The 26,116-nt window shown below is 69.3% G+C and carries 23 protein-coding genes; 13 read left to right on the plus strand and 10 right to left on the minus strand.

Features of this window, described 5'->3' with window-relative positions; genetic code table 11:
• Positions 1-12 precede the first annotated feature (12 nt).
• From ACLJO0_RS39550 to ACLJO0_RS39565, 4 genes are all read left to right on the plus strand, one after another.
• Positions 13-3,324: a DUF885 domain-containing protein gene (locus ACLJO0_RS39550; RefSeq protein ID WP_410584821.1), complete on the plus strand. Its 3,312-nt coding sequence runs from the start codon at positions 13-15 to the stop codon at positions 3,322-3,324.
• Positions 3,325-3,403: 79 nt separating this feature from the next.
• Positions 3,404-4,444: an LLM class F420-dependent oxidoreductase gene (locus tag ACLJO0_RS39555; protein ID WP_125794951.1), complete on the plus strand. Its 1,041-nt coding sequence runs from the start codon at positions 3,404-3,406 to the stop codon at positions 4,442-4,444.
• Between the two features lie 204 nt (positions 4,445-4,648).
• Positions 4,649-5,605: a Ppx/GppA phosphatase family protein gene (locus tag ACLJO0_RS39560; RefSeq protein ID WP_410584823.1), complete on the plus strand. Its 957-nt coding sequence runs from the start codon at positions 4,649-4,651 to the stop codon at positions 5,603-5,605.
• A gap of 39 nt (positions 5,606-5,644) precedes the next feature.
• Positions 5,645-5,824: a hypothetical protein gene (locus ACLJO0_RS39565; RefSeq protein ID WP_410584825.1), complete on the plus strand. Its 180-nt coding sequence runs from the start codon at positions 5,645-5,647 to the stop codon at positions 5,822-5,824.
• 79 nt (positions 5,825-5,903) lie between these two features.
• Here ACLJO0_RS39565 and ACLJO0_RS39570 read toward each other — a convergent pair whose 3' ends face one another.
• From ACLJO0_RS39570 to ACLJO0_RS39580, 3 genes are read right to left on the minus strand one after another with little or no spacing between them, the layout of a single operon-like run.
• The gene (locus tag ACLJO0_RS39570) at positions 5,904-8,264 is read right to left on the minus strand and encodes a glycoside hydrolase family 65 protein (RefSeq protein WP_410584827.1); all 2,361 of its coding nucleotides are present in this window, start codon (positions 8,262-8,264) and stop codon (positions 5,904-5,906) included.
• The gene (locus ACLJO0_RS39575; RefSeq protein ID WP_410584829.1) at positions 8,261-8,995 is read right to left on the minus strand and encodes an HAD family hydrolase; all 735 of its coding nucleotides are present in this window, start codon (positions 8,993-8,995) and stop codon (positions 8,261-8,263) included. The genes ACLJO0_RS39570 and ACLJO0_RS39575 overlap by 4 nt, the downstream gene beginning before the upstream one ends.
• A gap of 44 nt (positions 8,996-9,039) precedes the next feature.
• Positions 9,040-9,603: a TetR/AcrR family transcriptional regulator gene (locus ACLJO0_RS39580; RefSeq protein WP_410584831.1), complete on the minus strand. Its 564-nt coding sequence runs from the start codon at positions 9,601-9,603 to the stop codon at positions 9,040-9,042.
• 71 nt (positions 9,604-9,674) lie between these two features.
• Here ACLJO0_RS39580 and ACLJO0_RS39585 point away from each other — a divergent pair, with 71 nt between their 5' ends.
• On the plus strand, positions 9,675-10,181 hold the full coding sequence (locus ACLJO0_RS39585; RefSeq protein WP_410584833.1) for a PaaI family thioesterase: 507 nt from the start codon (positions 9,675-9,677) through the stop codon (positions 10,179-10,181).
• Here ACLJO0_RS39585 and ACLJO0_RS39590 read toward each other — a convergent pair.
• The 3 genes from ACLJO0_RS39590 to ACLJO0_RS39600 all read right to left on the minus strand — a co-directional run bounded on the left by ACLJO0_RS39590 (position 10,171) and on the right by ACLJO0_RS39600 (position 12,728).
• The gene (locus ACLJO0_RS39590; RefSeq protein ID WP_410584835.1) at positions 10,171-10,530 is read right to left on the minus strand and encodes a nuclear transport factor 2 family protein; all 360 of its coding nucleotides are present in this window, start codon (positions 10,528-10,530) and stop codon (positions 10,171-10,173) included. The two genes, ACLJO0_RS39585 and ACLJO0_RS39590, sit on opposite strands and share 11 nt — an antisense overlap.
• A 58-nt stretch (positions 10,531-10,588) precedes the next feature.
• Complete coding sequence (locus tag ACLJO0_RS39595; protein WP_125794958.1) at positions 10,589-11,791, minus strand: ROK family protein; 1,203 nt, start codon at positions 11,789-11,791, stop codon at positions 10,589-10,591.
• A 208-nt stretch (positions 11,792-11,999) separates the two neighbouring features.
• Entirely contained in the window at positions 12,000-12,728 is a 729-nt protein-coding gene (locus tag ACLJO0_RS39600) for a zf-HC2 domain-containing protein (RefSeq protein WP_410584837.1), read from the minus strand.
• A gap of 58 nt (positions 12,729-12,786) precedes the next feature.
• Here ACLJO0_RS39600 and sigC point away from each other — a divergent pair, with 58 nt between their 5' ends.
• The 5 genes from sigC to ACLJO0_RS39625 all read left to right on the plus strand — a co-directional run bounded on the left by sigC (position 12,787) and on the right by ACLJO0_RS39625 (position 18,535).
• Positions 12,787-13,356 carry an RNA polymerase sigma factor SigC gene (sigC, locus tag ACLJO0_RS39605; protein ID WP_125788601.1) on the plus strand — a complete coding sequence of 190 codons (570 nt, stop codon included), beginning with the start codon at positions 12,787-12,789 and terminating at the stop codon, positions 13,354-13,356.
• A 245-nt stretch (positions 13,357-13,601) separates the two neighbouring features.
• A complete protein-coding gene (locus ACLJO0_RS39610; RefSeq protein WP_410584839.1) occupies positions 13,602-15,848 on the plus strand; it encodes a molybdopterin cofactor-binding domain-containing protein in 2,247 nt (748 codons plus the stop codon).
• 26 nt (positions 15,849-15,874) lie between these two features.
• Complete coding sequence (locus ACLJO0_RS39615; protein ID WP_016335901.1) at positions 15,875-16,330, plus strand: (2Fe-2S)-binding protein; 456 nt, start codon at positions 15,875-15,877, stop codon at positions 16,328-16,330.
• A gap of 141 nt (positions 16,331-16,471) precedes the next feature.
• Positions 16,472-17,713 (plus strand): PucR family transcriptional regulator, encoded by a 1,242-nt coding sequence (locus tag ACLJO0_RS39620; RefSeq protein ID WP_410584841.1) that lies wholly within the window; start codon positions 16,472-16,474, stop codon positions 17,711-17,713.
• A gap of 9 nt (positions 17,714-17,722) precedes the next feature.
• A complete protein-coding gene (locus ACLJO0_RS39625; protein WP_410584843.1) occupies positions 17,723-18,535 on the plus strand; it encodes an aldo/keto reductase in 813 nt (270 codons plus the stop codon).
• Between the two features lie 96 nt (positions 18,536-18,631).
• On the opposite strand, the gene ACLJO0_RS39630 is transcribed toward ACLJO0_RS39625, so the two are convergent.
• Genes ACLJO0_RS39630 through ACLJO0_RS39640 form a run of 3 tightly spaced genes read right to left on the minus strand, consistent with a single transcriptional unit; the run spans position 18,632 to position 21,429 of the window.
• Positions 18,632-19,378 carry a class I SAM-dependent methyltransferase gene (locus ACLJO0_RS39630; RefSeq protein WP_410584845.1) on the minus strand — a complete coding sequence of 249 codons (747 nt, stop codon included), beginning with the start codon at positions 19,376-19,378 and terminating at the stop codon, positions 18,632-18,634.
• 49 nt (positions 19,379-19,427) lie between these two features.
• A complete protein-coding gene (gene mgrA, locus ACLJO0_RS39635; RefSeq protein WP_410584847.1) occupies positions 19,428-20,462 on the minus strand; it encodes an L-glyceraldehyde 3-phosphate reductase in 1,035 nt (344 codons plus the stop codon).
• A 10-nt stretch (positions 20,463-20,472) separates the two neighbouring features.
• On the minus strand, positions 20,473-21,429 hold the full coding sequence (locus ACLJO0_RS39640) for a helix-turn-helix transcriptional regulator (protein WP_410584849.1): 957 nt from the start codon (positions 21,427-21,429) through the stop codon (positions 20,473-20,475).
• Between the two features lie 62 nt (positions 21,430-21,491).
• Between ACLJO0_RS39640 and ACLJO0_RS39645 the strand changes: the two genes are divergently transcribed.
• From ACLJO0_RS39645 to ACLJO0_RS39655, 3 genes are read left to right on the plus strand one after another with little or no spacing between them, the layout of a single operon-like run.
• Positions 21,492-22,931: an MFS transporter gene (locus tag ACLJO0_RS39645; protein ID WP_410584851.1), complete on the plus strand. Its 1,440-nt coding sequence runs from the start codon at positions 21,492-21,494 to the stop codon at positions 22,929-22,931.
• 21 nt (positions 22,932-22,952) lie between these two features.
• Complete coding sequence (locus ACLJO0_RS39650) at positions 22,953-23,834, plus strand: AAA family ATPase (RefSeq protein ID WP_410584853.1); 882 nt, start codon at positions 22,953-22,955, stop codon at positions 23,832-23,834.
• Positions 23,831-25,180 (plus strand): vWA domain-containing protein, encoded by a 1,350-nt coding sequence (locus ACLJO0_RS39655; RefSeq protein WP_410584855.1) that lies wholly within the window; start codon positions 23,831-23,833, stop codon positions 25,178-25,180. The genes ACLJO0_RS39650 and ACLJO0_RS39655 overlap by 4 nt, the downstream gene beginning before the upstream one ends.
• Positions 25,181-25,230: 50 nt before the next feature.
• On the opposite strand, the gene ACLJO0_RS39660 is transcribed toward ACLJO0_RS39655, so the two are convergent.
• Positions 25,231-26,052 carry a lytic murein transglycosylase gene (locus tag ACLJO0_RS39660; RefSeq protein ID WP_410584857.1) on the minus strand — a complete coding sequence of 274 codons (822 nt, stop codon included), beginning with the start codon at positions 26,050-26,052 and terminating at the stop codon, positions 25,231-25,233.
• Positions 26,053-26,116: the final 64 nt, after the last annotated feature.

A 26,116-nucleotide genomic window follows, 5' to 3' on the forward strand; every position in this document is an offset into this window, starting at 1 on the left:
TGGGGAAGAAACATGAGCGAAGTCTCCGCCCTCGCCGACGAGTTCGTCGAAGCCCTCTTCGACGCCGAGCCGGTCATGCCCGCTTTGCAGGGCTTCCGTCCGGAATCGACCGGGCTCACCGATCTCAGCGAGGCCGCTGGAGACGCCTTCCGCGCGCGGCTGGCCGGGCTCGCCGAGCGGGCCGAGGCGCTCGCCACCGAGGGGCTGAGCGCGGAGGAGAAGACCACTCGTGACGTCCTGATCGCGATGGCGCGGGCGAGGATCGCGCTGCTGGACTCGCGGTTCGTCGAGTTCACCGTCAGCGACCTGTTCATCTCGCCCGCCGCCGAGGTGCTCACCGTGCTGCCGATGATGTCGATCGGGACGGGGGCGCAGGCGGAGGCACACCTCGGGCGGATCGCCGCGATCCCCGAGTACCTGCGGCAGGCCGCGCAGCGGCATCGTGACGGCGTCGCCCGCGGCCTGGTCCCGGTCGCGTACCTCGTCGACGCCGCCGTCGCGTACCTCGACCGGCACCTCGCCGATCCGTCGGCCGATCCGCTGCTGCGCCAGCCCGCGCCCGACGAAGACTTCGAGACCCGCCGCGCCGACCTGTTGCGTGACGTCGTCCGGCCCGCGATCGCCGAGTACCGCGAGGTGCTCGCGAAGGAGATCGCGCCGCACGGCCGTCCCGAGGACAAGCCCGGCGTCTGCTGGCTGCCCGAAGGCGAGCGCATCTACGCCCTGCTCGCCGAGATGCACACGACGACCGTCCGCACCCCGCGTGAGCTGCACCAGACCGGGCTCGACGTGATCGCGAACCTGGCCGACGAGTACCGCGAGTACGGCTCCCGGGTCTTCGGCACCAGCGACCTCGCCGAGATCTTCACCAAGCTCCGCAGCGACCCGGCACTGCGGTGGTCCAGCGCCGACGAGATGCTCGACTCCGCCCGCGCGGCCATCACCAGGGCCGAGGCCGAGGCGCCGAAGTGGTTCGGCCGGATCCCGCCGCAGCCGTGGACGGTCGAGGCGGTCCCCGCCGAATCCGCGCCCGGCGCGCCCGCCGCGTACTACATGTGGCCCGCGGTCGACGGCTCCCGGCCGGGCATCTACTTCGCCAACACCCACAAGGCGGAGGAGCGGTTCCGGCACGCGGCCGAGGCGACGGCGTTCCACGAGGCCATCCCCGGCCACCACTTCCAGCTGAGCCTCGCGCAGGGACTCACCGAGCTCCCGCTGCTGCGCCGCATCGGCGACTTCACCGCGTACGCCGAGGGCTGGGGCCTGTACACCGAGCGCCTCGCCGACGAGATGGGCCTGTACTCCGACGACGTCGCGAAGCTCGGCATGCTGACCATGGATTCGATGCGCGCCGGGCGCCTGGTCGTCGACACCGGGTTGCACGCGCTGGGCTGGAGCCGCCGCCAGGCCATCGACTTCCTCACCGAGAACACGCCGATGGCGCTGGTGGAGATCGAGTCCGAAGTGGACCGTTACATCGCGTTCCCCGGGCAGGCGCTGTCGTACATGGTGGGGCGGCTGGAGATCCAGCGCATCCGCGCGCGGGCCGAACTGACGCTGGGCAGCCGGTTCGACATCAAGGCCTTCCACGACGTCGTGCTCGGCGGCGGGTCGTTGCCGCTTTCGGTGCTGGACGGTGTGGTCCGCGACTGGATCGCGGGGCATGGCGACACCCCGAACGGTCTCGCCGACGAGCTGATGGAACTCAAGTTCGAGGAGCTCCCGCTGTGGCGGTCCCTGCTCGGGCTGCCCGGCGACCACGGCGCGCTGCCCGATCCGAGCGCGGAGGCCGCGGCCGCGCAGCGCGCTTCGGCGGTCGCCATCGCCGAGCGGGCCGAAGCCCTTGCCACCGAAGGACTTTCCTCGGCCGAAGTGGTCACCCGCGAGGTCGTGATCCAGCAGGCGAAGGCGATGATCGACGTGATCGACGCCCGCGCCGCCGAGTTCTCGGTCAGCGACGGGCTGGCCTCGCCCGCGCTGTTCATGCTCAACGAACTCGCGGTGCTGTCGCTGAACGACGAGGAAAAGGTCCGCGGCTACCTGAAGCGGCTGGACGGCATGGGCGCCTACCTGGACGCTTTGATCGTGCGCCAGCGCGCCGCGGCGGCCGAAGGGCTGGTCCCGCCCGATTTCCTCGTCGAAGGCGGGATCGCTTACGTGGAGCGCTATCTCGGTGACGAGGCGGGTGACCCGCTGGCGCTCACCGCGTCCGTTTCCGTGGAGGGCTACGAAACCGAACGGGATCGGCTGCTGGCCGAGGTCGTCCGGCCCGCCTACGCCCGGTATCGCGACTTCCTCGCCGACGAGCTGCGTCCCGTGGCGAAGTCCGAGAAGGAGCCGGGGTTGTGCGCGCTTCCCGGCGGGCAGGAGAAGTACGCCGCGCTGATCCGGGCGCACACCTCCACCGAGCGCACCGCGCGGGACCTGCACGACACCGGGCTCGACATGATCGCGAAACTGTCCGACCAGTACCGCGAACTGGGCGACAAGATCTTCGGCACCAAGGATCTCGACGAGATCTTCGAGCGGCTGCGCACCGACCCCGCCCTGCGCTGGCGGGACGGCGACGAACTGCTCGACGCCGCGCGTGACGCCATCACCCGCGCCGAAGCCGTTGCCCCGCAGTGGTTCTCGACCGTCCCCGAGCAGCGGTGCCAGGTCGAGCCGGTCCCGCCTGCGGAGGCACCCGGCGGCACGCTGGCGTACTACATCGAGGCGGCGCTCGACGGATCGCGGCCGGGCACCTACTACGCGAACACCCACGAGGCCGAGCAGCGCCCGAAGCACACGAGCGAGGCGATCGCCTTCCACGAAGCCGTTCCGGGGCACCACTTCCAGATCTGCATCGCGCACGAACTCGAAGGCCTGCCGATGCTGCGCGGCCACGCCGACGTCAACGCCTACGTCGAAGGCTGGGGTCTCTACTCGGAGCGCCTCGCCGACGAGATGGGCCTGTACTCCAGCGATCTGACCAGGTTCGGCATGCTCACCCAGGATTCGATGCGCGCCGGGCGGCTGGTCGTCGACACCGGGATGCACGCGCTCGGCTGGAGCCGTCAGCAGGCCGTCGACTACCTCGCCGAGAACACACCCATGGCGAGGGTGGAGATCGAGGCCGAGATCGACCGCTACGCCGCCGTTCCCGGGCAGGCGCTGTCGTACATGGTGGGGCGGCTGGAGATCGAGCGGATCCGTGCCGAGGCCGAGGCCGCGCTCGGCGACCGGTTCGACATCAAGGGCTTCCACGAGGTCGTGCTGAGCAACGGCATTTTGCCGCTGCGGGTGCTGGACGACGTCGTCAAGGCGTGGGTGGCCGCGCAGTGAGTCGGCACACAGGCGGGCGGCGGCGTCCCGGCGCATACTGTCGCTAAGCGAACGCTCAGTAACTTGTGAGGAGATGTCGATGAGGATCGGGACCGCGATCAGCTATGCCGGTGGTTTCGCCGACAGCGTGGCGGACATCGTCGAGCTGGAGAAGGCCGGACTGGACATCGTCTTCGTCCCCGAGGCCTATTCGTTCGACGCGGTCAGCCAGCTCGGCTACGTCGCGGCGAAGACCGAGCGGGTCCAGATCGCGTCCGGCATCTTCCAGATCTACACGCGGACGCCGACGCTGACCGCGATGACCGCCGCCGGGCTGGACTTCGTCTCCGACGGCCGGTTCACCCTCGGCATCGGCGCGTCCGGTCCGCAGGTCATCGAGGGTTTCCACGGCGTGAAGTACGACGCGCCGCTCGGTCGCACGCGCGAGATCATCGACATCTGCCGTCAGGTGTGGCGGCGGGAGAAGGTGGTGCACTCCGGCACGCACTACTCGATCCCGCTGCCACCCGAGCAGGGCACAGGCCTCGGCAAGCCGCTGAAGCTGATCAACCACCCGGTGCGCGAGCGGATCCCGATCCTGCTGGCCTCGATCGGCCCGAAGAACGTCGCGCTCACGGCCGAACTCGCCGAGGGCTGGGAGCCGATCTTCTTCCACCCGGAGAAGGCGGCCGACGTCTGGGGAGCGTCTCTGGCCGAGGGCAAGGCGAAGCGCGACCCGTCGCTGGGCGAGCTGGACACCTTCGTCGGCACCGCGCTGGCGATCGGTGACGACGTCGACGGGATGCTGGACCACCTGCGCGGCATGCTGGCGCTCTACATCGGCGGGATGGGCGCGCGCGGCAAGAACTTCTACAACAGTCTCGCTCAGCGGTACGGCTACGAGGCCGAAGCGAAGCTCATCCAGGACCTGTACCTGGACGGCAAGAAGGACGAAGCCGCCGCGGCGGTGCCGAAGGAACTGATCAAGGCGATCTCGCTGATCGGGCCGGAGGGTTACGTCAAGGAGCGGCTGGCCGCCTTCCGCGAGGCCGGCGCGACCACGCTGGTCGTCAACCCGCTGTTGCCCGGCCGCGAAGCCCGTGTGGCGCAGGTTTCGAAGCTGCGTGAACTCATCGACTAGGCACGCGGGGGAGAGGTGAACCTCTCACCTGTATCGATACGGTATACTTGACCTGCGCCGGTATATCTTCTTCGTGCTCAAAAAGCGGCCTTCCGGTGGAAAGAGAACGTAAACCCCGCCTGAACGGCGAGATAATCCGCCATTATCAGGAGTGAAAGCGAGACCTCGGGGGAATACGTTCGCGATGAAGGTGAGGTGCCTCGCGTGCGCAAGCAGATCGGGGAACCGTCCGCCGCGGTCCTGGACGTCGGGTCGTTCAGTGCACGGCTGGTGGTCTTGGCCAAGGGTGGTTCGCCGCTCGATCCCGCGCTGAGTCACCAGACGCGACTGCGGCTCGACAGGGAACTCGACGACGGCGGGAACCTGACCCGGCGCGGCATCGACGCGGTCTCGTCCGCGGTCGAGGCGGGGATGACCATGGCCGCCAAGCACGGCGTCGGGGACGTGTTCCCGCTGGCCACTTCTTCGATCCGCGACGCGGCCAACGTGAAGCAGGTCGTCCGCGACGTCGCGAAGGCCACCGGAGTCGAGCTGCGGTTCCTCACCGGCCGCCGCGAGGCCGAGCTGGCGTACGTCGGCGCGCGCCGGTGGTACGGGGCTTCGGCGGGCGGGCTGCTGGTGCTCGACATCGGCGGCGGGACCGTCGAGCTCGCCGCGGGAAGCGCCGAAGAAGCCGAGTTCGCGCACTCGCTGCCCCTCGGCGCGCGTTCGCTGACGCGGGACTGGTTCGCCACCGAATGCCCGTCGCCCAAGGTCGTGCGGGCGATGCGGGAGCACGTGCTCGACGAGGTCCGCGACGCGATGCAGGACGTCCTGCCGCATATCCGCGACCATCGCGCCGTCGGCTGCTCCAAGGTGCTGCGCCAACTCGCCCGGCTCGCCGGCGACCGGCCGTCCCGCGCCAGGGAACTGCACCTCGAGGACCTTCGCGCGTGGATCCCGAGGCTGGCGAAGCTGCCCGCGAAACGCCGCGCCGAACTGCCGGGCATCTCGCGGCAGCGCTCGCATCAGGCGCTCGCGGGCGCGATCGTCGCCGAGGCGCTGCTGACGCTTTCCGGCGGTCAGGTCGCCATCTGTCCGTGGTCCACCAGGGACGGACTGCTGCTCGGCCTGCTCGACGGGCTCGTCACGCTGGAGGGCAAGCCGGCGAAAGCGGCCTGAAAACTGGCGTTTCCGGCCGCGAGCGGGTACCCCGGATACATGAGGGAAAGCAAGAAGAGCTTCGGGCAGGACGACGAAGAAGACCTCGACGACCTCCGCGGTATCCAGCCGAAGACCGACGTGCCGAGCGTGCCCAACCGTGACGTCGGCCCGCACGGCACGAAGGAGGTCGACGGCGTGCCGGGCAGCGGCGAAGTGCCGATCGAACCTCCGGACTGAGCTGTCGCGCGTGCTATGAAAGGTCCTTTCCTTGCAAATTTTGCAAGGAAAGGACCTTTCATAGCACGCGAGGGACCGGTCACCCGTCCTTCGGCTGCCTCCGCACCGGAGCGCGGCCCGCGGGCTGCACCGGCGCCGGGCCGGGGTCGGCCACCGGGATCGGCAGCCGCACCGGCTCCGCGGTCACCGTGAACGTCTCGCCGTGGTGCGCCAGTTCCAGCGGCTCCCCGGTGATCACGTGATACGTCGCGCCCTCGCCGTCGATCTCGACCTGGAACCGGGTGCCGCGGAAGGTCAGCCGGAACGCGATCCGCCGGAGTTGTGGCGGCAGCCGTGGCGCGAAGGTCAGCCGTCCGCCGTGATCGCGCAGCCCGCCGAACCCGGCGACGGTGCCCTGCCACGCGCCCGCCAGCGAGGCCAGGTGCAGACCGTTGCGGACGTTGTTGTGCACGTCGTGCAGGTCCGTGAGCGCCGCTTCGGCGAGGTAGTCGTAAGCCAGTTCAAGGTGCCCGACTTCGGCGGCCACCACGGCCTGCGTTCCCGCCGACAGCGAGGAATCCCGCACCGTCCGCGCCTCGTAGTAGGCGAAGTCGCGTGCCTTTTGCTCCGGGGTGAAGGAATCCCCGCACAGGTGCAGCGCGAGTACCAGATCCGCCTGTTTGACGACTTGCTTGCGGTACAGGTCGAAATACGGGAAGTTCAGCAGCAGCGGGTAGAAGTCCGGGTCCGTGCCCTCGAAATCCCACTCGTGGTGCTCGAGAAACCCTTCGGACTGCGGATGGACGCCGAGGTCCTCGTCGTAGGGCACAAGCATCGCCTCGGCCGCCTTGCGCCACGACGCGACTTCCTCCTCGCTGACGTCGAACTGCCGCGCCACGTCGTCGTGCTGGCCGACGATTTCGGCGGCGTAGAACAGGTTCCGGCGGGCCATCAGGTTCGTGTAGACGTTGTTGTCCGCCACCGCGGAGTACTCGTCCGGCCCGGTGACCCCGTCGATCCGGAACCGGCCCCGCCGGTCGAAATGCCCCAGTGACAACCACATCCTCGCGGTTTCGAGGAGCAGTTCCGCGCCGCAGGTCCGCATGAATTCGTCGTCGCCGGTCGCGTTGAGATACCGCACGACGGCGTCCGAGATGTCCGCGCTGACATGGAACGCCGCGGTGCCCGCCGGCCAGTACGCCGAACATTCCGCGCCGTTGATGGACCGCCAAGGGAACGCCGCGCCGCGCAAACCCAGCTGTACGGCCCTTTCCCTGGCCTTGTCCAAAGTGGAGTGACGCCAGCGCAGTGCGTCACGGGCGGCGTCCGGCATGCTGTAGGTGAGCACGGGCAGGACGAAGGTCTCGGTGTCCCAGAACGCGTGACCGTCGTAGCCGGGACCGGTCAAACCCTTGCCCGCCAAGGCCCTCGTCTCGCCGCGAGCCCCGGCCTGCAAGAGGTGGAAGAGCGCGAACCGCACGGCCTGCTGCAGTTCCGGGTCGCCCTCGATCTCGATGTCCGAGGTTTCCCAGAAGTCGTCGAGGAACGCCTTCTGCTCGGCGAGCAGTCCCTTCCAGCCGGTCTGCCGGGCCCCGGCCAGCGCGGCCTCGACCTGCGCGCGCACGGCAGGCACCGAACGCTGCGCGGACCAGCCGTAGGCGAGGAACTTGGTGATCCGCAGCCGTCCACCCTTGGGTACGTCGACGGCGATGGTGAGCCGCGCCAGGTCGTCTTCGGCCTCGATATGCGTACGCACGCCATCGGAGACGTCGATCTTGTGGTCCATCGCGGCGGCCATCCGCAACCCGGATTTCCGGGTCTGGTGCACCAGCACCGCGTGATACGCCTCCGCGTGGTGGTACTCACCGACCAGCGGCGACTCCAGCGCGGCCGCGACCCGCGGATCACGCGTGTCGGACTCGATCGGTTCGTTCGCCAGCAGATCCGACTGCACCACCAGCTGGAGCTCGTCGTCGAGCGGTTCGACCTCGTACCGGATCGCGGCGACGGCGCGCTGGGTGAAGGAGACCAGGCGCTCGGTCTTCACCCGGACCCGGCGGCCGGTCGGCGACGCCCAGACCGTGTCGCGCGTGAGGGTGCCCTTCCGGAAGTCGAGCACGCGGTCGTGCTCGGTCGCCTGTCCGTACCGCATGTCGAGTGGTTCGTCCTCGACCAGCAGGCGGATGATCTTGCCGTCGGTCACGTTGACGACGGTCTGTCCTTCTTCGGGGTAGCCGTAGCCGGTCTCCGCGTAGGGAAGGTCGTGCTGTTCGTAGAAACCGTTCAGGTAGGTGCCAGGCAGGCCGCGCGGCTCGGCTTCCTCAAGTGTCCCGCGCAGGCCGATGTGCCCGTTGGACAACGCGAACGCCGATTCGGTGCGCTGCAACGCGTCGACGTCCATCCCGTGCCAGCGCAGCTCCCATGGCGAGACCTCGTAGCCGTGGAAAAGCGATTCGGTCACTTGCGGTCCTCCAGGAGTTCGGCGAGGTCGTCCACCACGACGTCGGCGCCGTGCGCGAGCAGTTCGCCCGCCTGATGCGCGCGGTTCACCCCGACTACGTAACCGAAACCGCCTTCCTTGCCGGCCTGCACCCCCGCGAGGGCGTCCTCGAAGACGGCCGCGTGCTCCGGGGCGACACCGAACGCCTCGGCACCGGCGAGGAACGAATCGGGAGCGGGCTTGCCGCGCAGATTCCTTTCGGTGATCACGATTCCGTCGATCCGCGCTTCGACGAACCTGGTCAGGTCGGCGGCGTCGAGCACCTTCGCGCCATTGGCCGACGAGGTGACGACGCCGATGCGCAAGCCTGCCGCCTTCGCCGCCTCCAGGTATCGGACGGAACCCGGATACGGAGTGACACCCTCTTCGTCGATGATCTTCAGGACAAGCTGGTTCTTGCGGTTTCCGATGCCGTTGACGGTGGCGGCGTCGATGCCGTCGTCCGGACTTCCCTCGGGCAGTTCGATACCGCGCGAAGTGAGGAAGGTGCGGACGCCGTCGGCCCTCGGCCTTCCGTCGACGTAAGACGCGTAGTCGGCGTCGGTGAACGGGGAGAACGCGTCACCGTCGCGGGCGCGCAGGAATTCGTCGAACGTGCGTTTCCACGCTGCGCGATGCTGGGCCGCGGTGCCGGTCAGCACGCCGTCGAGGTCGAAGAGGCAGGCCGTGATGGAGCCGGGCAGACCGATCATGCCTCCGAACGCTACCCGCGCTCGCCGGTGCCCGCTCGGCTCTCTCAGGCGGCGCGGACCACGAGCGCGACGTGCCGCGCGGCCCGGTCCAGCGGTTCGGGGGACCGGCGGACCCGGCTGACCAGCAGGGCTCCTTCGAGGTTGTTCATGACGGCCGCGGCGACGTCTTCGGGGTCCTTCACACCGCGTCCGCCGAGCAATTCGACCAGCAGCACGTGCCAGGCGGCGAACGCGTCCTGGCACGCCTTGGTGATCGCGGGCGAGGCGTGTGCCATCTCCAGTGTGATCGTGGCGAGCGGGCAGCCGCCGCGGTAGTCGTCGGCGGCCAACGCCTCGCCCGCCTTGCGGTACCACCAGCTCACGGCGTCCTCGACGGTCTCGTTGCGCTCGAAGGCGCGGCGGACGGTCTTCGCCACGACGGCGGTGCCGAGTTCGATCGCGGCGACCGCGAGCTGTTCCTTGCCGCCGGGGAAATGGTGGTACGCCGAGCCCCACGGCGTCCCGGCCTGCTCGACCAGCCGCCGCCACGAGGTCGCCTGGTAGCCCTCGCGGCGGAAGAGCGTCATCGCGGTCGAGATCATCCGCTCGCGAGTGGTGGTGTCGGACACGTCGCTCAGCATAGCCCTTGACTAGGACGACCGTCTTAGGAAAGCCTAGGACGATCGTCTTAGGAGGCAGGATGACCATCGACGTCACCGGGCAGACCAGGCAGAAGACCGTGACCTGGCAGGATCCGCTGCCCACCGCCCGGCTCGGCCTGGAGCTGTCCGGACTCGACTACCTGACCGGTATCGCCGAGGGCCGGATCCCGCCACCGCCGATTTCGGCGCATTTCGGCATGCGCTGGGTGAGCGTGGCCGAAGGCGACGTCGTCCTCGCCGCCACACCGGACGAGTCGCTGTACAACCCGATCGGGACCGTGCACGGCGGCGTCGCGGCGACCCTGCTGGATTCGGCGGTGGCGTGCGCGGTGCACTCGACCCTGCCCGCCGGCGTCGGGTACACCTCTGTCGAGCTGAAGGTGAACTACCTGCGCGCCATTTCCGGTTCGGTGGGGGAGATCCGCGCGCACGGCTGGGTCGTGAAGGCCGGTTCGCGCGTCGCGTTCGCCGAGGGCGACATCCGCGACGGGCAGGGCAAGGTGCTCGCGACCGCGTCGAGCACCTGCCTGATCATCAAGCCCTAGAACATTTCGGCAGCGGGCGGAACCGGCTGCTTGACGTCCCAGTGCTCCACGATGAGCCCGTCCTCCACACGCACGATGTCGACGACGGCCGTCCGAGCTCCTCGCCCGGCGGGACCACGTGCAGGTGCACGACGACATGATCCTCGTCGGCGATCACGCGTTTGACGGAGACGTCGGCGCCGGTAATCGGTGAATTCCGCATCGCTTCGACGAAAGCGTCACGGCCGGACGGGAAACCCGGGCTGTGCGTGACGAAATCCGGGTGCACGTTCGCGCCCGCCGCGGCGAAGTCCTTGCGTACGAACAGGTTCTCGAAACAGTCGACGACGATCTTCTTGGCTGTGGTCATGCGGACATCGTTTCGCGCGGGTGTGCCGCCGTCGATTACCGCGGAGGTAACGCCCTGCCTAGGCCGCGCCGACCTTGCGTTCGAAGACCAGGCCCTCGGCGGCGCGCAACCCGACGCTGATCGCGCCGGTCAGCACCCCGTCGTCGCCCAGTTCGCCCTGGACGACCGCGGGCACCAGGGGAGTGAACGCGCGCAGCGCGCGGTCGATCGGGTCGAGCAGCAGATCGGCCGCGGTGCCGATCCCGCCGCCGAGCACGATCAGTTCGGGGTCGATCACCGCCGCCACCGACGCCACGGTGTACGCGAGCCTGTCCGCCTCCGCCTCGACGGCGCGCAGGGCGAGTTCGTCGCCGTCGCGGGCGAGCCGGAAGACCTCGCGGGCCGATTTCGCCGTGCCGAGGCCGAGTTCGCGTGCGCCGCGGACGACGGACTGTGCCGCCGTCGCCTCTTCGAGGTGGCCGCGGACCGGCGGGGCGTCCTCACCTTCGCCCGGCGCGTCCGACTGCCCGTACGGCAGGTAGCCGATTTCGCCGGCCGCGCCTGTCGCGCCCCGGAAGACCTGGCCGTCGACCATCACACCCATGCCGACACCGGTGCCGATGGTGATGCAGCCGAACACCGACGCCCCGCGCGCGGCACCGCGTTCCCATTCGCCGACGGCGGTGAGGTTCGCGTCGTTCTCGACCATGAGGTCCGGGCCGAGGACGGCTTCGAGTTCGTCGAGCAGACCGGCCTTGCCCCAGCCGGGCAGGTTCGGCGCGTGCCGGAAGCAGCGTTTCGCCGGATCCGCGACGCCGGGTGAGCCGAGGACCCGCACGACGATGTCGGTCTGGCTGAGCCCCGCCTCGCGCACCGTCGCCGCCGCGAGGGCGCCCACCGCGCTGACGAGCGCGGTGCCCGAACGAGACGTGTTCCGCTCGTCACGGCGGGCGACCACGGTGTGGCCGAGATCCGAGACGGCGACACGGAGATGTTCGCGTCCGATGTCGACACCCAGCACGTACCCGGCCGTGGGATCCGCTTCGTAGAGGACGGCGGACCGGCCGGTGCCGGTCGAGGTGTGCCCGGTCGCCCTGGCGAGACCGGCTGCTTCGAGCGCCAGTAACGCTTGGCTCACCGTGGGTTTCGAAAGACCGGTGTCCTTGGCGACTTGGGGTCGCGTCGCCGGGCCGCTGCGGCGCAGGAGGTCCAGTACGGCGCGCTGATTGATCTTCCGCATCCCGGCGGGGGTGCCGACGGGCGGATTTTCTGCGCCAACCACGAGCTTCGCCTCCTGTCGAACCAAGGTGTTCCACCAAAGTTATCCGGGTCCGGCCCGAAATGGGCAAGAAGGTTTACATTCGGTGGTTCCCGGTGACGATAAACGTGCCGGCGCCGCGAATCGCGCACGCCGCGCGCGAAAACCCGGTGATTCACCCGGTATCCGGGCATGCGCTCCCAGTGACCGGTAATGGTCTAGACCAGAAGGTTCACGCCACGTGGCGGCTCGCGGGACGCCGGAATCCCCTGTGCTGACGGGGCCGCTCGGGGACTTCGCCGGTCTCGTGGTCCGTCTCCGCGAGGTGGGAACCCGGACTGTCGGCCGTCGTCGCGGGGCTGGGGCGGTTGCGCAGACGGTGCTGGCGGTTCACCACATAGAGCAAAAGCAGTCCGGCGACGACCAGCCCGTGGGTGAGCACGCGTCCGGCGGTGACCTGTCCGGTGACGAGGTCGCCCGCCGACAACGCCAGGAGGAGCGCGACGAAACCGGTCAGCGCCGGTAGTTGCCCGGCCGCCGCCTTCGTGCGGACGGCCGCCCAGCCGAGTCCGACGCCGACGGCCAGGTTCCACGCGCTGCTTTCGTGGGAAAGGTGCCCGACCAGGGATTCCGTGCCGTGTCCCGCGCCGTGGTCGTCGACGCCCAGCAGCTGGGCGAAGGCGAGACCGAGCTGTGCGATCGCGACCATGGCGAGCGCGATCCTGGCGGGCCAGCCCTCCGTCTGCGGGGCGGGGGTGCGCTCGAGGATGACGGCGGTGAGGTCCGGGACCGGCGGAGCGGGCCTCAGCAGCATCGTGCGGTGCAGCCGCTCGGCGCGCGAGAGCCACGACCGGCAGGCGGCGCAGCCCGCGACGTGCCGGTCGACCACCTCGGGCGGGGCGGGTTCGGTTTCGCCGTCGAGCCGGGCCGACAGGGCCTCGCGGCAGGTCTCGCACTTCACGTCTCACTTGTCGGGCGCGGGCCTGCCCGGGTTCCCGGGACGCTGCTACGTTTCTCGTATGGCCGGGCCGCGCAACCACGACGACGAGCGGGTGACCGCGCTCGCCCTCGCCGCCGCCCGCGGTGACCGGCGGGCTCTCGAGGACTGGGTGCGTGCCACTCAGGCGGACGTCTGGCGGTTCGTGGCGCACCTCGCCGACGTCAGCGCCGCCGACGATCTCACCCAGGAGACGTACCTGCGCGCGTTCGGCAGCCTGCGCCGGTTCGCCGGCCGGTCCTCCTCGCGGACCTGGCTCCTGTCGATCGCGCGCCGGGTGGTCGTCGACCGCATCCGGGCGGCTTCGGCGCGTCCGAAGCTCGCCGATGTCGACTGGGAAGCCACCGCCGAGCGTCGCGGTGCTCGTCAGGCGGAGGGTGTCGCGGGGTTCGAAGACCTCGTGGAGCTGCGGATGCTGCTCGACGGGCTCGACCCGGAGCGGCGCGAGGTCCTCGTCCTCACCCAGGTGCTGGGCCTTTCGTACGCCGAGGCGGCCGAGATCTGCGGTTGCCCGGTCGGCACCGTGCGCTCACGTATCGCGCGCGCCCGTGAAGACCTGCTCGAAGCGGGCCGGGAGCGCGACTCCATCTGACGCAATTCGTCATCTGGTTGCGGTAGTTCGCGTTACCAACTACCGCAACCAGATGACGAATTGCGGCGTGGGCTGTGGCGCGCCACACATTTGGGGCGCTTCGCTGTCACCGCGTCACACAGATGGGCTGACCCGACTACTCCGCGTTGACTAGGCCGAATGCCGATGCCTAGCGTGTCGCCATCCGACCCCAGGCCGCGCGAGGGTCCCCGCCTTCTCCGCGCGCTCTCGAAGGGATCTTCCCGATGGCCAGTCCCACCGCTGGAACCCCAGGCGAGACTCAGGACCCCGGCGGTCTCGGCCGCCGCCGGTTCCTGAGCTTCCTCGTCGCGGCGCCCACGCTCACGATCGCCACGAAGATCGGCATCGACGGCTTCGCGCCCGAAGAGGCCGAAGCCGTCATCCCGACTCCGCCCGGCCCTGCCGAGATCCTCGACCTCGGCGACGTCCTCATCCTTTCGAACGCCCCCACCGCCAACCTGCTCGTTCTCGAAGTCCGCGAAGACGGCAGCGTCCGGCTGGAACTGCCCCGGACCGAGGTCGGCCAGGGCATCACCACGGCCAACGCGATGCTGGTCGCCGAGGAGATGGACCTGCCGCTCGACCGCGTCGACGTCGTGCTCTCCGACGCCCGCTCCGAGCTGCTGTTCAACCAGCTGACCGGCGGTTCCAACACGATGCGTTCGCTCTACACCCCGGTGCGGATCGCGGCGGCCGCCGCGCGCGCCCGGCTGGTGGCGACGGCGGCTCGGCAATGGGGCACTAAGGCCGATCGTCTGTCCACAAGGGACGGAGCGGTGATCGCGCCCGACGGCCGCCGCGCGGAGTACGGCGCGCTGTCCAAGCCCGCCGCCCGTGCCGATCTGGGGAAGCTCACGGCGACTCCGAAGGCGGAGTCCGCGCACCGGCTCATCGGCACGCCGCAATCGCGCAAGGACGCGCGCGCGATGGTCACCGGGCAGCTGAAGTACACGCTCGACCTGGACATCCCCGGTGCGAAACCGGCGATGGTCCGCCGCCCGCCGACGATCAACGGCACGGTCAAGAAGGTCAACAACGAGGCCGCCGTGCGCGCGATGCCCGGCATCATCGACATCGCCGTGATCAAGACCGGGGTCGCGGTGCTGGCGGAGACCTTCGGCCAGGCACTCGACGGCAAGAACGCCCTCGACGTCACCTGGAACGCCGGCACCGTCGACGGCGAGAACAACGCGACGATCAAGAAGAAGCTGCAAGCCGCGGCGCTGCCGTTCGTCGTGCCGCCGCTGCTGACCCAGTACGTCGACGGCGAATTCGACTTCGCCTTCGCCAGCCACGCGCCGCTGGAGACCAACTCCGCGGTCGCCGACGTGCGCGAGGACAGCGCGACCATCTGGTCCGGGATGAAGGTCCCGATCCTCGCGAAGCAGAACATCGCGCAGGAACTCGGCCTGCCGGAGAACAAGGTCACCGTGCACGTCCAGCAGGCGGGCGGATCGTTCGGCCGCCGCCTGTTCTCCGACGGCGCGATCGAAGCCGCGCGGATCTCGAAGGCGATGAAGCGGCCGGTGCGGCTGATGTGGAGCCGCATCGACGACATGCGCCACGGCCGCGCCCGCGCCGCCAGCCACCACAAGATCCGCGCCACCTTCGCACTCGGACAGGTGCTCACCTTCGAGCACCGCGTCGCCAGCGTGGAGACCGACTGGGGTCACGGGCTCGGCGAGGTCCTGACCGCCTTCGCCGCGCAACTGCCGGTCGGCGGGAACCTGAGCTTCGCGCAGACGGTGTTCCTGTTGACGGTGAAGTCGCCGTACAACTTCGGTGTCACCACCCAGTTGCTCAACGAGGTCCCGGTGGACTTCCACACCGGCGCGTGGCGGTCGGTGTACTCGTCGAGCACCCGTGGCGCGGAAGAGATCATGGTCGACGAGATCGCCGCGAAGCTCGGCAAGGATCCGGTGGCGTTCCGGCGGGAGTTCATCAAGAACGACCGGCAGCGTGCCGTCCTGGACAAGGTCGCCGAACTCGGCGAGTGGGGCAAGAAGATGCCCAAGGGTTTCGCGCAGGGTGTCGCCGTGCACGGCGAGTACAAGTCGTACACCGCCTGCCTGGTCGAACTCGACGGACGCGACCCGAAGAAGCCGCGCGTCACCAAGGCGACCATCGCGGTCGACGTCGGCAAGCCGATCAACCCGCGTGGCCTCGAGGCGCAGATGCTCGGCGGCCTGACCGACGGTATCTCGACCACGCTGACCGCGGGGCTGCACATCGACAAGGGCCTGCCGCTCGAGGGCAGCTACTCGCAGTTCCACTACGCGCGGCAGAAGAACTCGCCGATGGACGTCAAGGTGTTCGTCATGCCGGAGACGGGCGAGATCGGCGGCGCCGGGGAGCTCGGCGTGCCTGCGCCGGTCGGCGCGATCGCGAACGCCTACGCGCGGGCGACCGGCACCAAGCCGCGGAGCTTCCCGATCGACTTCCCGATCGACTTCGAACCCTTCCCCCGCTGACTTTCCTTCCCCGCCAAGGAGTTCCGATGCCCAACTACACCTTCACGGTGAACGGGAAGACCGTCACCGTCGACGCGCCCGCGGATCTGCCCATGCTGTGGGCGCTGCGGGACAAACTCGGCGTCCGCGGCCCGAAATACGGCTGCGGGATCAACGTCTGCAAGGCGTGTACGAGCCACCTCGACGGCGAGGCGTTCAATCCGTGCGTGACGCCGGTGTCCGACTGCTCGGGCAAGGAGGTCACCACCATCGAAGGCCTCGCCGACGGCGATGACCTGCATCCGGTGCAGGAGGCCTGGCTGGAGCAGGACGTCGCGCAGTGCGGCTACTGTCAGCCGGGGCAGATCATGGCCGCGGTGGCGCTGCTGAAGAAGACGAAGAACCCGACCGACGCCGAGATCGACGCGATCCAGAACGTCTGCCGGTGCGGCACCTACTTCCGGATCCGCGAAGCCATCAAGAGCGCGGCCGCGAAGATGTGAAACCCCGTCGGTGCGGCGGAAATCCCGATTTTCCGCCGCACCGGCGGAGCCCTTCCGGCTTCGACAGGCCACCTCCGGGCAAGTCGTGTTAGATGACGTCCCCAGGGATTCGACGAGGAGTCCCTGCCCCGGAGGACGTCCATGCACTACCGAACTGTGCTCCGCGAAGGCTCGGCCGCCGTCGTCGCCGAATTGGCCTTCGAGGTCGAAAAACAGCTGCCGAGGCTCATCGAGAGCACCGTCGCGCAGATCCGCGCCGAGATGCCGGTGTACCGCGACGCGCAGTTCGTCACCCTCGCCGAACTGCGGACCTCGGTGCGGAACAACCTCGAGTTCGTCATGCGGACCCTGCGCGGCACCGAGGAACCCGACCTCACACAGGCGCGGGCGACCGGGCGCGCACGGGCGTTGCAGGGCGCGCCGCTGCCGGAACTGCTGCGGGCCTACCGGATCGGGCTCACCGAGGTGTGGAACCGGTTCGTCGAACTGACCGCTTCGGGTGAGCATCAGGACCTCCGCGGCCTCGTCGCCGCGACGTCGGCCATCTGGGCGCTGATCGACGACTACGCCGAGGCGCTGACGACGACGTATCGCGACACCACCGCCGAAGTCATGCTGGCGCACCAAAGCAGACGCTCCGCGTTGGTCGAGGCGTTGTTCGCCGGCGGCGCCGCCACCGAGGGCACGCTGTGGGACATCGCGCGCGTGCTGGAACTCTCGCTCGACGGGACCTATGTGGTCGTCGCGGCGGAGACCCCGCGCGTCGGGCACGAACCGTTGCCCCAGATCGAAAACCGGCTCCGCGACCGGCATCACGCGTCCGCCTGGCGGCTCACGCCGGACCTGCAGGTCGGGGTCGTGTCGATGCGGGATCCGTCGGCGTCGCAGCTGATCGTCGAGTTGCTGCGGGAGAACCAGATCGGCCGGATCGGGGTCAGCCCGGTGTTCACCGGTCTCGGGAACACCTCCCGCGCGCTGCACCTCGCCAGGGTCGCGCTCTCCAGCATGCCGCCGGGGACGACCGGAATGGTGCAGTTCAACGAATCCCCGCTCGCCGGCCTCGTCGCCAGCGCGCCGGAGGCGTCGGTCCAGCTCGCGCACCACGTGCTGCGGCCGATCCTCGACCTGCCCGGTGACGACCGGAACGTGCTGCTGCTGACGTTGCGGGCGTGGTTCGAATGCCAGGGCTCCACGAAACTGACGTCGGAACGGATGTTCTGTCACCCCAACACGATCCGGCACCGGCTGAAGCGGATATCCGAGGAACTGGGCCGTTCGCTGACCGACCCGGCCGACATCGCCGAGCTCGGCGCCGCCCTGCGCGCGCTCCACATGTTCCCGGACACCTCTCATCTGCCCTCGCCGAGGGATCCGCTGCGCTAGGTTTCCCGCATGAACGAATTCGCCATCGGCGGAGATTTGACCGTGCACCGACTCGGTTTCGGCGCCATGCGCCTGCCGACCGAAACCGGCCCCGCGCGTGAGGCGTCCATCGCGTTGGCGCGAAGGGCCGTGGAGCTCGGCATCACGCTGATCGACACCGCGCATCTGTACGGCGGGGGAGCCAACGAGGACTTGCTCGCCGAGGCGCTGTATCCGTACCCGGACGACTTGGTGATCACCACCAAGGTCGGCGTGGTGCGGACTGGGGACGAGTGGAAGTACGACGGGCGGCCGGAATCCCTGCGTGTGCAGGTGGACGAGGGGTTGCGGCGGCTGCGCGTCGAGCGGATCGAGTTGCTGCAACTGCACCGCATCGACCCGGAAACCACGCTGGCCGATCAGCTCGGCGCGCTGCGGGACCTGCGAGACGAGGGCAAGATCGGCCGGATCGGGCTCTCCGAGGTCACCGTGGACGAACTCGCGCGGGCACGGGAGATCGTGGACATCGCGAGCGTGCAGAACCGCTACAGCCTCCTCGACCGCGAGCACGAAGCGGTGCTGGTCGCGTGCGAGGCGGCCGGGATCGCTTTCCTGCCTTGGCGTCCCGTGCTCGGCGCCGCGTCTTCCGCCACCGCCGCGATCGAGGCCGTCGCTTCGGAACTGGGCGTGACCACGGCGCAGGTCGGGCTCGCGTGGCTGCTCGCGCGGTCGCCGGTGATGCTGCCGATCCCGGGGACGGCGAGCGTCGCGCACCTGGAGGAGAACTTCGCCGCCGCCGAGGTCGAGTTGAGCGCGGAGCAGCTGAAGCGCTTGGGCTCGTGAGGTGTTTTGAGGGGTAGAGCGGACGGCAGGTTCCCAATGTCGCATCTGAGACGCTCAGCGACTCAGATGCGACATTGGGAACATCGGCCCCGCCACTCACGACGGTTTGACGGCCTCCACGAGCACCCGCCGCGAGTGCGCGACGAATTTCCCGTCAGTCTCGATCATCCGATGGAGTTCCGCGAGCTTGTCGCGGTACTTCGCCACCTCGAAGCCCGGCACGATCCAGATCACCTTCCGCAGGAAGTGCACCACCGCGGCGAGGTCGAAGAACTCCATCCGCAGTTTCGCCGGTTCGAGCCGCTCCACCCGCAGCCCGACGGCCTCCGCCTCGACGCGCAGCACGTCGGGTGTCCAGCCGCCGTAGTCCTGCGGGCCGAGGAAGAACTCCTTCAGTTCGCGGACGGTTCCGGCGCCGATCTGCTGCGACAGGAAGGTCCCTCCCGGCCGCAGGACGCGCGCGATCTCCCGCCACGGGTTCGCGATCGGATGGCGGCTGCTCACCACGTCGAAGGACTCGTCGGGGAAGGGCAAAGGTGCGTCGTACTCGGCATCGACCACTTCGCCGCCCAAGGGCGCGAGGGTCTTCCTGGCGACCTCGACGTTCGGCGGCCAGCCTTCGGTCGCGGCCAGGACCGGCGGCGGTTTCGAGATGCCCGCGAGCACCTCGCCGCCGCCGGTCTGCAGGTCGAGTCCTGCGGACGCCGCCGCCATCCGCTCACCGAGCAGCCGCGAGTATCCCCACGGCGGCCGTTCCTCCGTGGCCCGGCCTTCGAACCAGGAGAAGTCCCAGCCTTCGACCGGGACGGCCTCTCCCTCGGTGAGCAGCTCTTCGAAAGTCATGTCCGCAGTCTCAGCTCCCCGGCCGGATGGGGCAACGCGATTTCGGGTGTCATCCGGCGTCGGTCGAGCGCTTCCAGAGGTTGATGTCGGCCTCGGTGGCGTAGCGGTCGATCTCGGCCAGCTCTTCGTTGGTGAAGTGCAGGTTCTTCAGCGCGCCGACGTTGTCCTCCAGCTGGGCGACGCTGCTCGCGCCGATCAGCACCGACGTCATCCGCGGGTCACGCAGACCCCACGCGAGCGCGAGCTGCGCCAGCGTCTGCCCGCGCCGCTCGGCGATCTCGTTCAGCGCCCGGATCTTGCCGACGGTGTTCTCGGTGATCGTGTCCGGGTTGAGCGACTTTCCTTGCGCCGCACGGGAATTCTCGGGAACGCCGTCGAGGTAGCGGCTGGTCAGCAGTCCCTGCGCCAGCGGCGAGAAGGCGATGCAGCCCGCACCTTCGGCTTCGAGCGTGTCGAGCAGTTTGTCACCTTCGAGCCAGCGGTTGAACATCGAGTACGACGGCTGGTGGATCAGCAGCGGAGTGCCCAGTTCGCGCAGGAGCCGCGCGGCCTCGGCGGTCTTCTCCGACGAGTACGACGAGATGCCGACGTACAGCGCGCGTCCCGAGCGGACGGCGGTGTCGAGCGCGCCGACGGTCTCTTCGAGCGGCGTCTCGGGGTCGAACCGGTGCGAGTAGAAGATGTCGACGTAGTCCAGGCCCATCCGGCCGAGCGACTGGTCCAAAGAGGACAGCAGGTACTTGCGCGAACCCCATTCCCCGTACGGGCCCGGCCACATGTCGTAGCCCGCCTTGGTCGAGACGACCAATTCGTCACGGTAGGGCTTGAAGTCCGAAGCCAGCAGCCTGCCGAAGTTCTCCTCGGCCGAACCGTAGGGCGGGCCGTAGTTGTTGGCGAGGTCGAAGTGGGTGATACCCAGATCGAACGCGCGCCGCGCGATGTCCCGCTGGGTGCCCAGCGGCTTGTCGTCGCCGAAGTTGTGCCACAGGCCCAGCGAGATCGCGGGCAGTTTCAGGCCACTGCGCCCGGTGCGGCGGTAGGGGATGCTCTCGTATCGGCCCTCGGCCGCGACATAGGTGCTCACGGGCCCGATGCTAGCCGCCGGACGCCCTGGAGAAGAGGGTGGCGACGGCGCCCAGGTGATCTTTGAACGCCGAAGGGCTCTCGACCTCGAAGGGCACCCCGATGGCGGCGAGGATCAGGACGGGCCAGTCGAAGGTGTCGACGTTCATCGTCAGACGGCAGGACGTCTCGTCGATCGCTTCGAGTGCGCCACCGATGTAGCGCACGGCCGCCTCGACCTGTGCCTTCGGCGCCTCGACCCGGACCACCAGTTCGTACGTGGTCGGCCTGGCCTTGATCTGGGCCTCGACGAACTTGACCGCGTCCCCGCCGGGGATCTCCCGTGGCCGGTAGCGGGCGCCGGTGGTGCGCGGCTCACTGAGCCGGTCGACACGGAAAGTGCGCCAATCCACCCGGTCGAGGTCCCACGCCACCAGGTACCAGCGCCGACCGAGTGAGACGAGCCGGTGCGGCTCGACCAGCCGAGCCGACTCCTCGCCGCCGCGCGCCGCGTAGTCGAACTTCAGTCGCTCGTCGTCCCGGCACGCCTGCGCGATCACCGTCAGGCTGGCCGCGTTGACCCGGGGACCCGTGACGGCCGCCGGCGTCGTGTACGCCTGGAGCGCGTCGACCCGTCTGCGCAGCCGGGGCGGCATCACCTGGACGACCTTCGTCAGCGCCCGGACCGAGGTTTCCTCGATGCCCTCCACCGAACCGCCCGCCGCCGTCCGCAGGCCGACCGCGATCGCCACGGCCTCCTCGTCGTCCAGCAGCAACGGCGGCATGACCGTGCCCGACCGCAGCTGGTAGCCGCCCGCGACGCCGCGGCTCGCGTTCACCGGATAGCCCAGCTCGCGCAGCCGTTCGACGTCACGCCGCAGCGTCCGCTCGCTCACTTCGAGCTTGTCGCTCAGTTCGATCCCCGACCAGAAGCGGTGTGTCTGCAGCAGCGACAGCAGCCGCAGCATCCGCGCACTCGTATTCGCCATGAATCCAGGTTCGCTCCGATTCCGGTCAGAAAGTGGCCGGAATTGACTTTAGCGTTGTTCCCATGACGATGACACTGGACACCCCGAGCGGTGTGACCACGGAAAACGTGGAGAAGTCCTACCGCTGGCGCTGGCCCGCGCTGTTCGTGATCCTGACCGGTTCGGTGATGGAACTGCTCGACATGACGGTCACGAGCATCGCCGGTCCGGTCATGCGGGCCTCGCTCGGCGGCGGCACGGCGATGATCCAGTGGCTCGGCGTCGCCTACACCCTCGCGATGGTGTCCGGGCTGCTCACCGGCGGACGGCTCGGCGACATCTTCGGCCGCAAGCGCATGTTCCTGATCGGCGCGGCCGGCTTCGTCGTCGGCTCGCTGTTCTGCGCGATCGCGGTGAACCCCGAGATGATCATCACCGCCAGGGTGGTGCAGGGCCTGTTCGGCGCCGCGATGATCCCGCAGGGCCTCGGCATGATGAAGGAGATGTTCACCGGAAAGGAGCTTCAGTCCGCGTTCGGCATGTTCGGCCCGGTGATGGGGCTCGCCGCGGTCGGCGGCCCGATCCTCGCGGGCTGGCTGGTCGACGCCGATCTCTTCGGCACCGGCTGGCGGATGATCTTCCTGATCAACCTCCCGATCGGCGCGCTCGCCGTGCTGGCCGCGGTGAAGTTCCTGCCTGCCAACCGGCCCGGCGGTTCGCTCACCCTCGACATCCCCGGCGCGCTGCTCGCCACGACCGGTGCGCTGCTGATCGTCTTCCCGCTGGTACAGGGCCGCGAGTACGGCTGGCCGCTGTGGACGTTCGCGATGATGGCCGCCGCGGTCGTGGTGTTCGGTGTCTTCGCCTGGTTCGAGAAGCGCAAGAGCGGTCGCGGTGGTGACCCGCTGGTCGAGCCCAGCCTGTTCCGCAAGCGCAGCTTCCTCGCCGGGATGGCGACCGGCACGATCTACTTCGCGGCGTTCTCCGGCTTCGGTCTCGTCTTCACGCTGTACCTGCAGCTCGGGCTCGGTTTCTCGCCGCTCAAGGCCGGGCTGACCGGGGTGCCGATGTCGCTGGGGATGATCGTCGGGATGGGCCTGGTGCAGGTGGTGCGCAAGCACGGCCGCAAGGTGCTGCACACCGGCGCGTTGATCATGACCGCGGGCGTGGTCGCCCTGCTCTTGCTCCTCGGCCCGGAAACCGGTCCGTGGCTGATCGCCCCCGCGTTGCTGGTGGTCGGGATCGGCTCCGGGCTGATCATGGGGCCGTACTTCGAGATCGCGCTGTCCGGAGTGGAACCGTCGGAGGCCGGATCGGCGTCGGGCGCGCTGACCTCGCTCCAGCAGGTCGGCGGCGCGCTGGGGATGGCGCTGCTGGGCACGGTGTTCTTCGACGCCGGGACCGCAGACCCGACCGACGCCGCCCAGCGGACGTTCTGGGTGGTCGCGGTGATGGTGATGCTCACCTTCGCGGTCGGGTTCCTGCTGCCCAAGCGGATCCGCGACGTAGAGTCGGCCGGGTAGGCGATCGAGCTGGGAGGCCGCGTGGCTGGGACCGGGTACTTCACATCCGTCGAAGACGTGACGGCGAAGCTCGCCGACACCGGCTACCTGGCCTCCGCGGCCGTCGCCACCACGGTGTTCCTCGCGGACGCCCTCGGCAAGCCGTTGCTGATCGAGGGCCCCGCCGGGGTCGGCAAGACCGAGCTGGCGAAGGCGGTCGCGCAGGCGAGCGGCTCCCGGCTCGTGCGCTTGCAGTGCTACGAAGGCGTCGACGAGTCCCGCGCGCTGTACGAGTGGAACCACGCGAAGCAGCTTCTCCGGATCACCGCCGGCAAGGACGAGACGTGGGACGAAGCCCGCAACGACATCTTCGGTGAAGAGTTCCTGCTGGCCAGGCCACTGCTGACGGCGATCAAGGGCGACGAGCCGACCGTCCTGCTCATCGACGAGACCGACAAGGCCGACGTCGAGATCGAGGGGCTGTTGCTGGAGGTCCTCGGCGACTTCCAGATCACCGTCCCGGAACTCGGCACGATCACCGCCGGGCGCCAGCCGTTCGTGGTGCTGACCTCCAACGCGACGCGCGAGCTTTCCGAGGCGCTGCGCCGCCGGTGCCTGTTCCTGCACATCGATTTCCCCGACGCGGCACTGGAACAGCGCATCGTGCGGCTCAAGGTGCCCGGCGTCGACGACGCGCTCGCCGCGTCCTTGGTCAAGGTGATCACCGCGCTGCGGGCGATGGAACTGCGGAAGGCGCCGTCGGTCGCGGAGACCATCGACTGGGCCCGCACCCTGCTGGCGCTCGGCGCGGACAGCCTCGGCGAGGACGTCGTCCGCGCGAGCCTCGGCGTGATCCTCAAACACCAGGAAGACGTCGTGAAGGCGGACGCGCGGCTGGAACTCGGCAAGGTCCTCGACTCGTGAGCGGCGTGCCCGGCAGGCTCGTCGAGTTCGTGGAAGCGTTGCGGGAGCACGGAATTCCCGCCGGTCCCAGTGAGACGGTCGACGCCGCCGCGGCACTCGAAGTGCTCGGCCTTGCTTCCCGCGAGCAGATGCGGGAAGGGCTCGCGGCGGCGCTCGTCCGGCGCGGCGGCCAGCGCGCGGTGTTCGACGCGACGTTCGACATCTATTTCCCGCTCGGCGTCGGCGCGCCCTCGCAGGACCCGGTCGAAGACCTGGCGGCGCTGCGGGACCGGCTCGCCGCCGCACTCGCCGCCAACGACCAGACGGAACTGACGCAGCTGGCCGGGCTCGCCGTCGACATGCTGGGGGAGTACGGCGGCACGGCGGGCGCGGGTGGCTGGTCGGCGCACCAGACGCTGGAACGGCTTCAGCCGCAGACGCTCGTGGTCCGCGTGCTCGAAGCGATCCGTGCGGGCGCTTTGAGCGATTTCACTGACAGACTGGACCGCGACGACGTCCGTCGGCGGGTCGAAGGCTTCCGTGGACTGGTCCGGACCGAAGCACGCCGCCGAGTGTCGGAAGTCCGTGGCAGGGAACGGGTTTCGCGGCACGCCGTCCCGCCCGCGGCCGACCGCGTCGACTTCCTGCTCGCCAGCCGTGCGCAACTCGCCGAACTCCGCCGTGTCGTGCAGCCCCTGTCCCGCAAACTCGCCACCCGGCTGGCCGCCCGGCGACGGCGGCACGCGCGCGGGCAGATCGACCTGCGCCGGACGCTTCGGCGTTCGCTGTCCACCGGCGGCGTCCCGATGCGACCGTCGTACCGGCGGCACCGGCCAGGGAGGCCGGAAATCGTGCTGCTGTGCGACATGTCGGGCTCGGTGGCCGGTTTCGCGAACTTCACCATGCTGCTGGTGCAGGCCCTGCGCGACCAGTTCAGCAAGGTGCGGGTGTTCGCGTTCATCGACGCTTGCGACGAGATCACCCACCTCGTCGACACCGGCGCCGCCGATCCGGAGGACCTCGGCGCGCGCATCCTCGCCGACGCGGAACTGACCCGCTGGGACGGGCACAGCGACTACGGGCACGCGCTCGGCGAGTTCGTCGAACGGTACTCGGATGCCGTGGGCCCCAAGACATCCATGCTCATCCTCGGGGACGCCAGGACCAACGGCGGCGACCCGAACCTGGCGGCGGTTCGCGGGATCGCCGCCGCCGCGAGGCATACGTACTGGCTCAATCCCGAGCGGACGGCGTTGTGGTCCACCGGGGACTCCGAGGCGCACGCGTACGCGGAGGTCGTCGAGATGCACGAATGCCGGAACGTGCACCAGCTGACGCGGCTGGTGACCAGGCTGCTGCCCGCTTAGCCCGGACCCCGCCCCGCCGCCACCCTCAACGGGCAGGCTGCGCCTGGCTGCTACTTTCCGAGCGCGGCCTTCCCGTAGGCGTCGGCGTTGCTGAACACTTCTTGCCCGTACGCGGTGGAGTTGTTGTAGATCAGCACCGAGGTCCACCAACCGGCGGGTTTGCCGAGGTCGCCGCCCCGGGCGCACAGGTACCGGGCGGTCGTCATCGCGGCGTCGTCGATGTTCTGTGGATTCGGCGCGGCGCCGTCACCGTTCGCACGGACGCCGTATCGCTTCCAGGTGGCGGGCAGGAACTGCATCGGCCCGACCGCGCGATCCCATTTCGGGTCGCCGTCGAGGGCGCCCTTGTCGGTGTCGACGACCGCCAGCACGCCGGGGGAGCCGTCGAGCGGGATGCCGATGATCGGCGGCGTCACGACGCCGTCCTCACCGGCGCGGGAGCCGTCGTGCCGGGCGTGCTGGGACTCGGTCCGGCCGATCCCGGCGATGGTCGCCCAGGTGATTCCGCAGCGTGGCGTGGTCTTCGCGGTCTTCTCGGCGGCGTTCACGTACGCCCGCAGCGCGCGCGAAGGAATGTCCGTGTTCTCCGACACCTTCGCGATCCAGGCGTCCTTCGCGGGCTCCGCGGGTAGCGGTCCGGCGTCGCCGGGGATCGCCGAACGAGGGGCGGGTTTGAGGGCGGGAACGACGAATTCCGGTTTGACCGGCACCGGCTCGCGGTCGGTGAGGCTGACCACGACCCAGACGGCGCCTGCCACCAAGGCGCCCACGACCAGCAGCGCGAGCATCACGCAGCCGCGCGGGCCGCGCCTCTTGGGCGGTGGTTGCCACTGGTCCATGAGATCCAGTGCCGAAGGGGACGAAGCGGTCACCGGTTCCACGGTACGTGACTGTTGTGGAGAACTTGTGTAGCCCGCCTGCGACTACCGCAAGTAG

The sequence above is a fragment of the Amycolatopsis sp. lyj-108 genome (genome assembly GCF_046549005.1).
Taxonomy (GTDB): Bacteria; Actinomycetota; Actinomycetes; order Mycobacteriales; family Pseudonocardiaceae; genus Amycolatopsis.

What these genes read in the sequence shown, in the direction of transcription:
- ACLJO0_RS39645 (WP_410584851.1), top strand. Translation starts at nt 21,492, where the DNA reads ATGACGATGACACTGGACACCCCGAGCGGTGTGACCACGGAAAACGTG.
- ACLJO0_RS39630 (WP_410584845.1), bottom strand. Translation starts at nt 19,378, where the DNA reads ATGACTTTCGAAGAGCTGCTCACCGAGGGAGAGGCCGTCCCGGTCGAA.
- sigC (WP_125788601.1), top strand. Translation starts at nt 12,787, where the DNA reads ATGGCCGGGCCGCGCAACCACGACGACGAGCGGGTGACCGCGCTCGCC.
- ACLJO0_RS39550 (WP_410584821.1), top strand. Translation starts at nt 13, where the DNA reads ATGAGCGAAGTCTCCGCCCTCGCCGACGAGTTCGTCGAAGCCCTCTTC.
- ACLJO0_RS39620 (WP_410584841.1), top strand. Translation starts at nt 16,472, where the DNA reads ATGCACTACCGAACTGTGCTCCGCGAAGGCTCGGCCGCCGTCGTCGCC.
- ACLJO0_RS39590 (WP_410584835.1), bottom strand. Translation starts at nt 10,530, where the DNA reads ATGACCACAGCCAAGAAGATCGTCGTCGACTGTTTCGAGAACCTGTTC.
- ACLJO0_RS39615 (WP_016335901.1), top strand. Translation starts at nt 15,875, where the DNA reads ATGCCCAACTACACCTTCACGGTGAACGGGAAGACCGTCACCGTCGAC.
- ACLJO0_RS39640 (WP_410584849.1), bottom strand. Translation starts at nt 21,429, where the DNA reads ATGGCGAATACGAGTGCGCGGATGCTGCGGCTGCTGTCGCTGCTGCAG.
- ACLJO0_RS39575 (WP_410584829.1), bottom strand. Translation starts at nt 8,995, where the DNA reads ATGATCGGTCTGCCCGGCTCCATCACGGCCTGCCTCTTCGACCTCGAC.
- ACLJO0_RS39565 (WP_410584825.1), top strand. Translation starts at nt 5,645, where the DNA reads ATGAGGGAAAGCAAGAAGAGCTTCGGGCAGGACGACGAAGAAGACCTC.
- ACLJO0_RS39585 (WP_410584833.1), top strand. Translation starts at nt 9,675, where the DNA reads ATGACCATCGACGTCACCGGGCAGACCAGGCAGAAGACCGTGACCTGG.
- ACLJO0_RS39625 (WP_410584843.1), top strand. Translation starts at nt 17,723, where the DNA reads ATGAACGAATTCGCCATCGGCGGAGATTTGACCGTGCACCGACTCGGT.
- ACLJO0_RS39555 (WP_125794951.1), top strand. Translation starts at nt 3,404, where the DNA reads ATGAGGATCGGGACCGCGATCAGCTATGCCGGTGGTTTCGCCGACAGC.
- ACLJO0_RS39610 (WP_410584839.1), top strand. Translation starts at nt 13,602, where the DNA reads ATGGCCAGTCCCACCGCTGGAACCCCAGGCGAGACTCAGGACCCCGGC.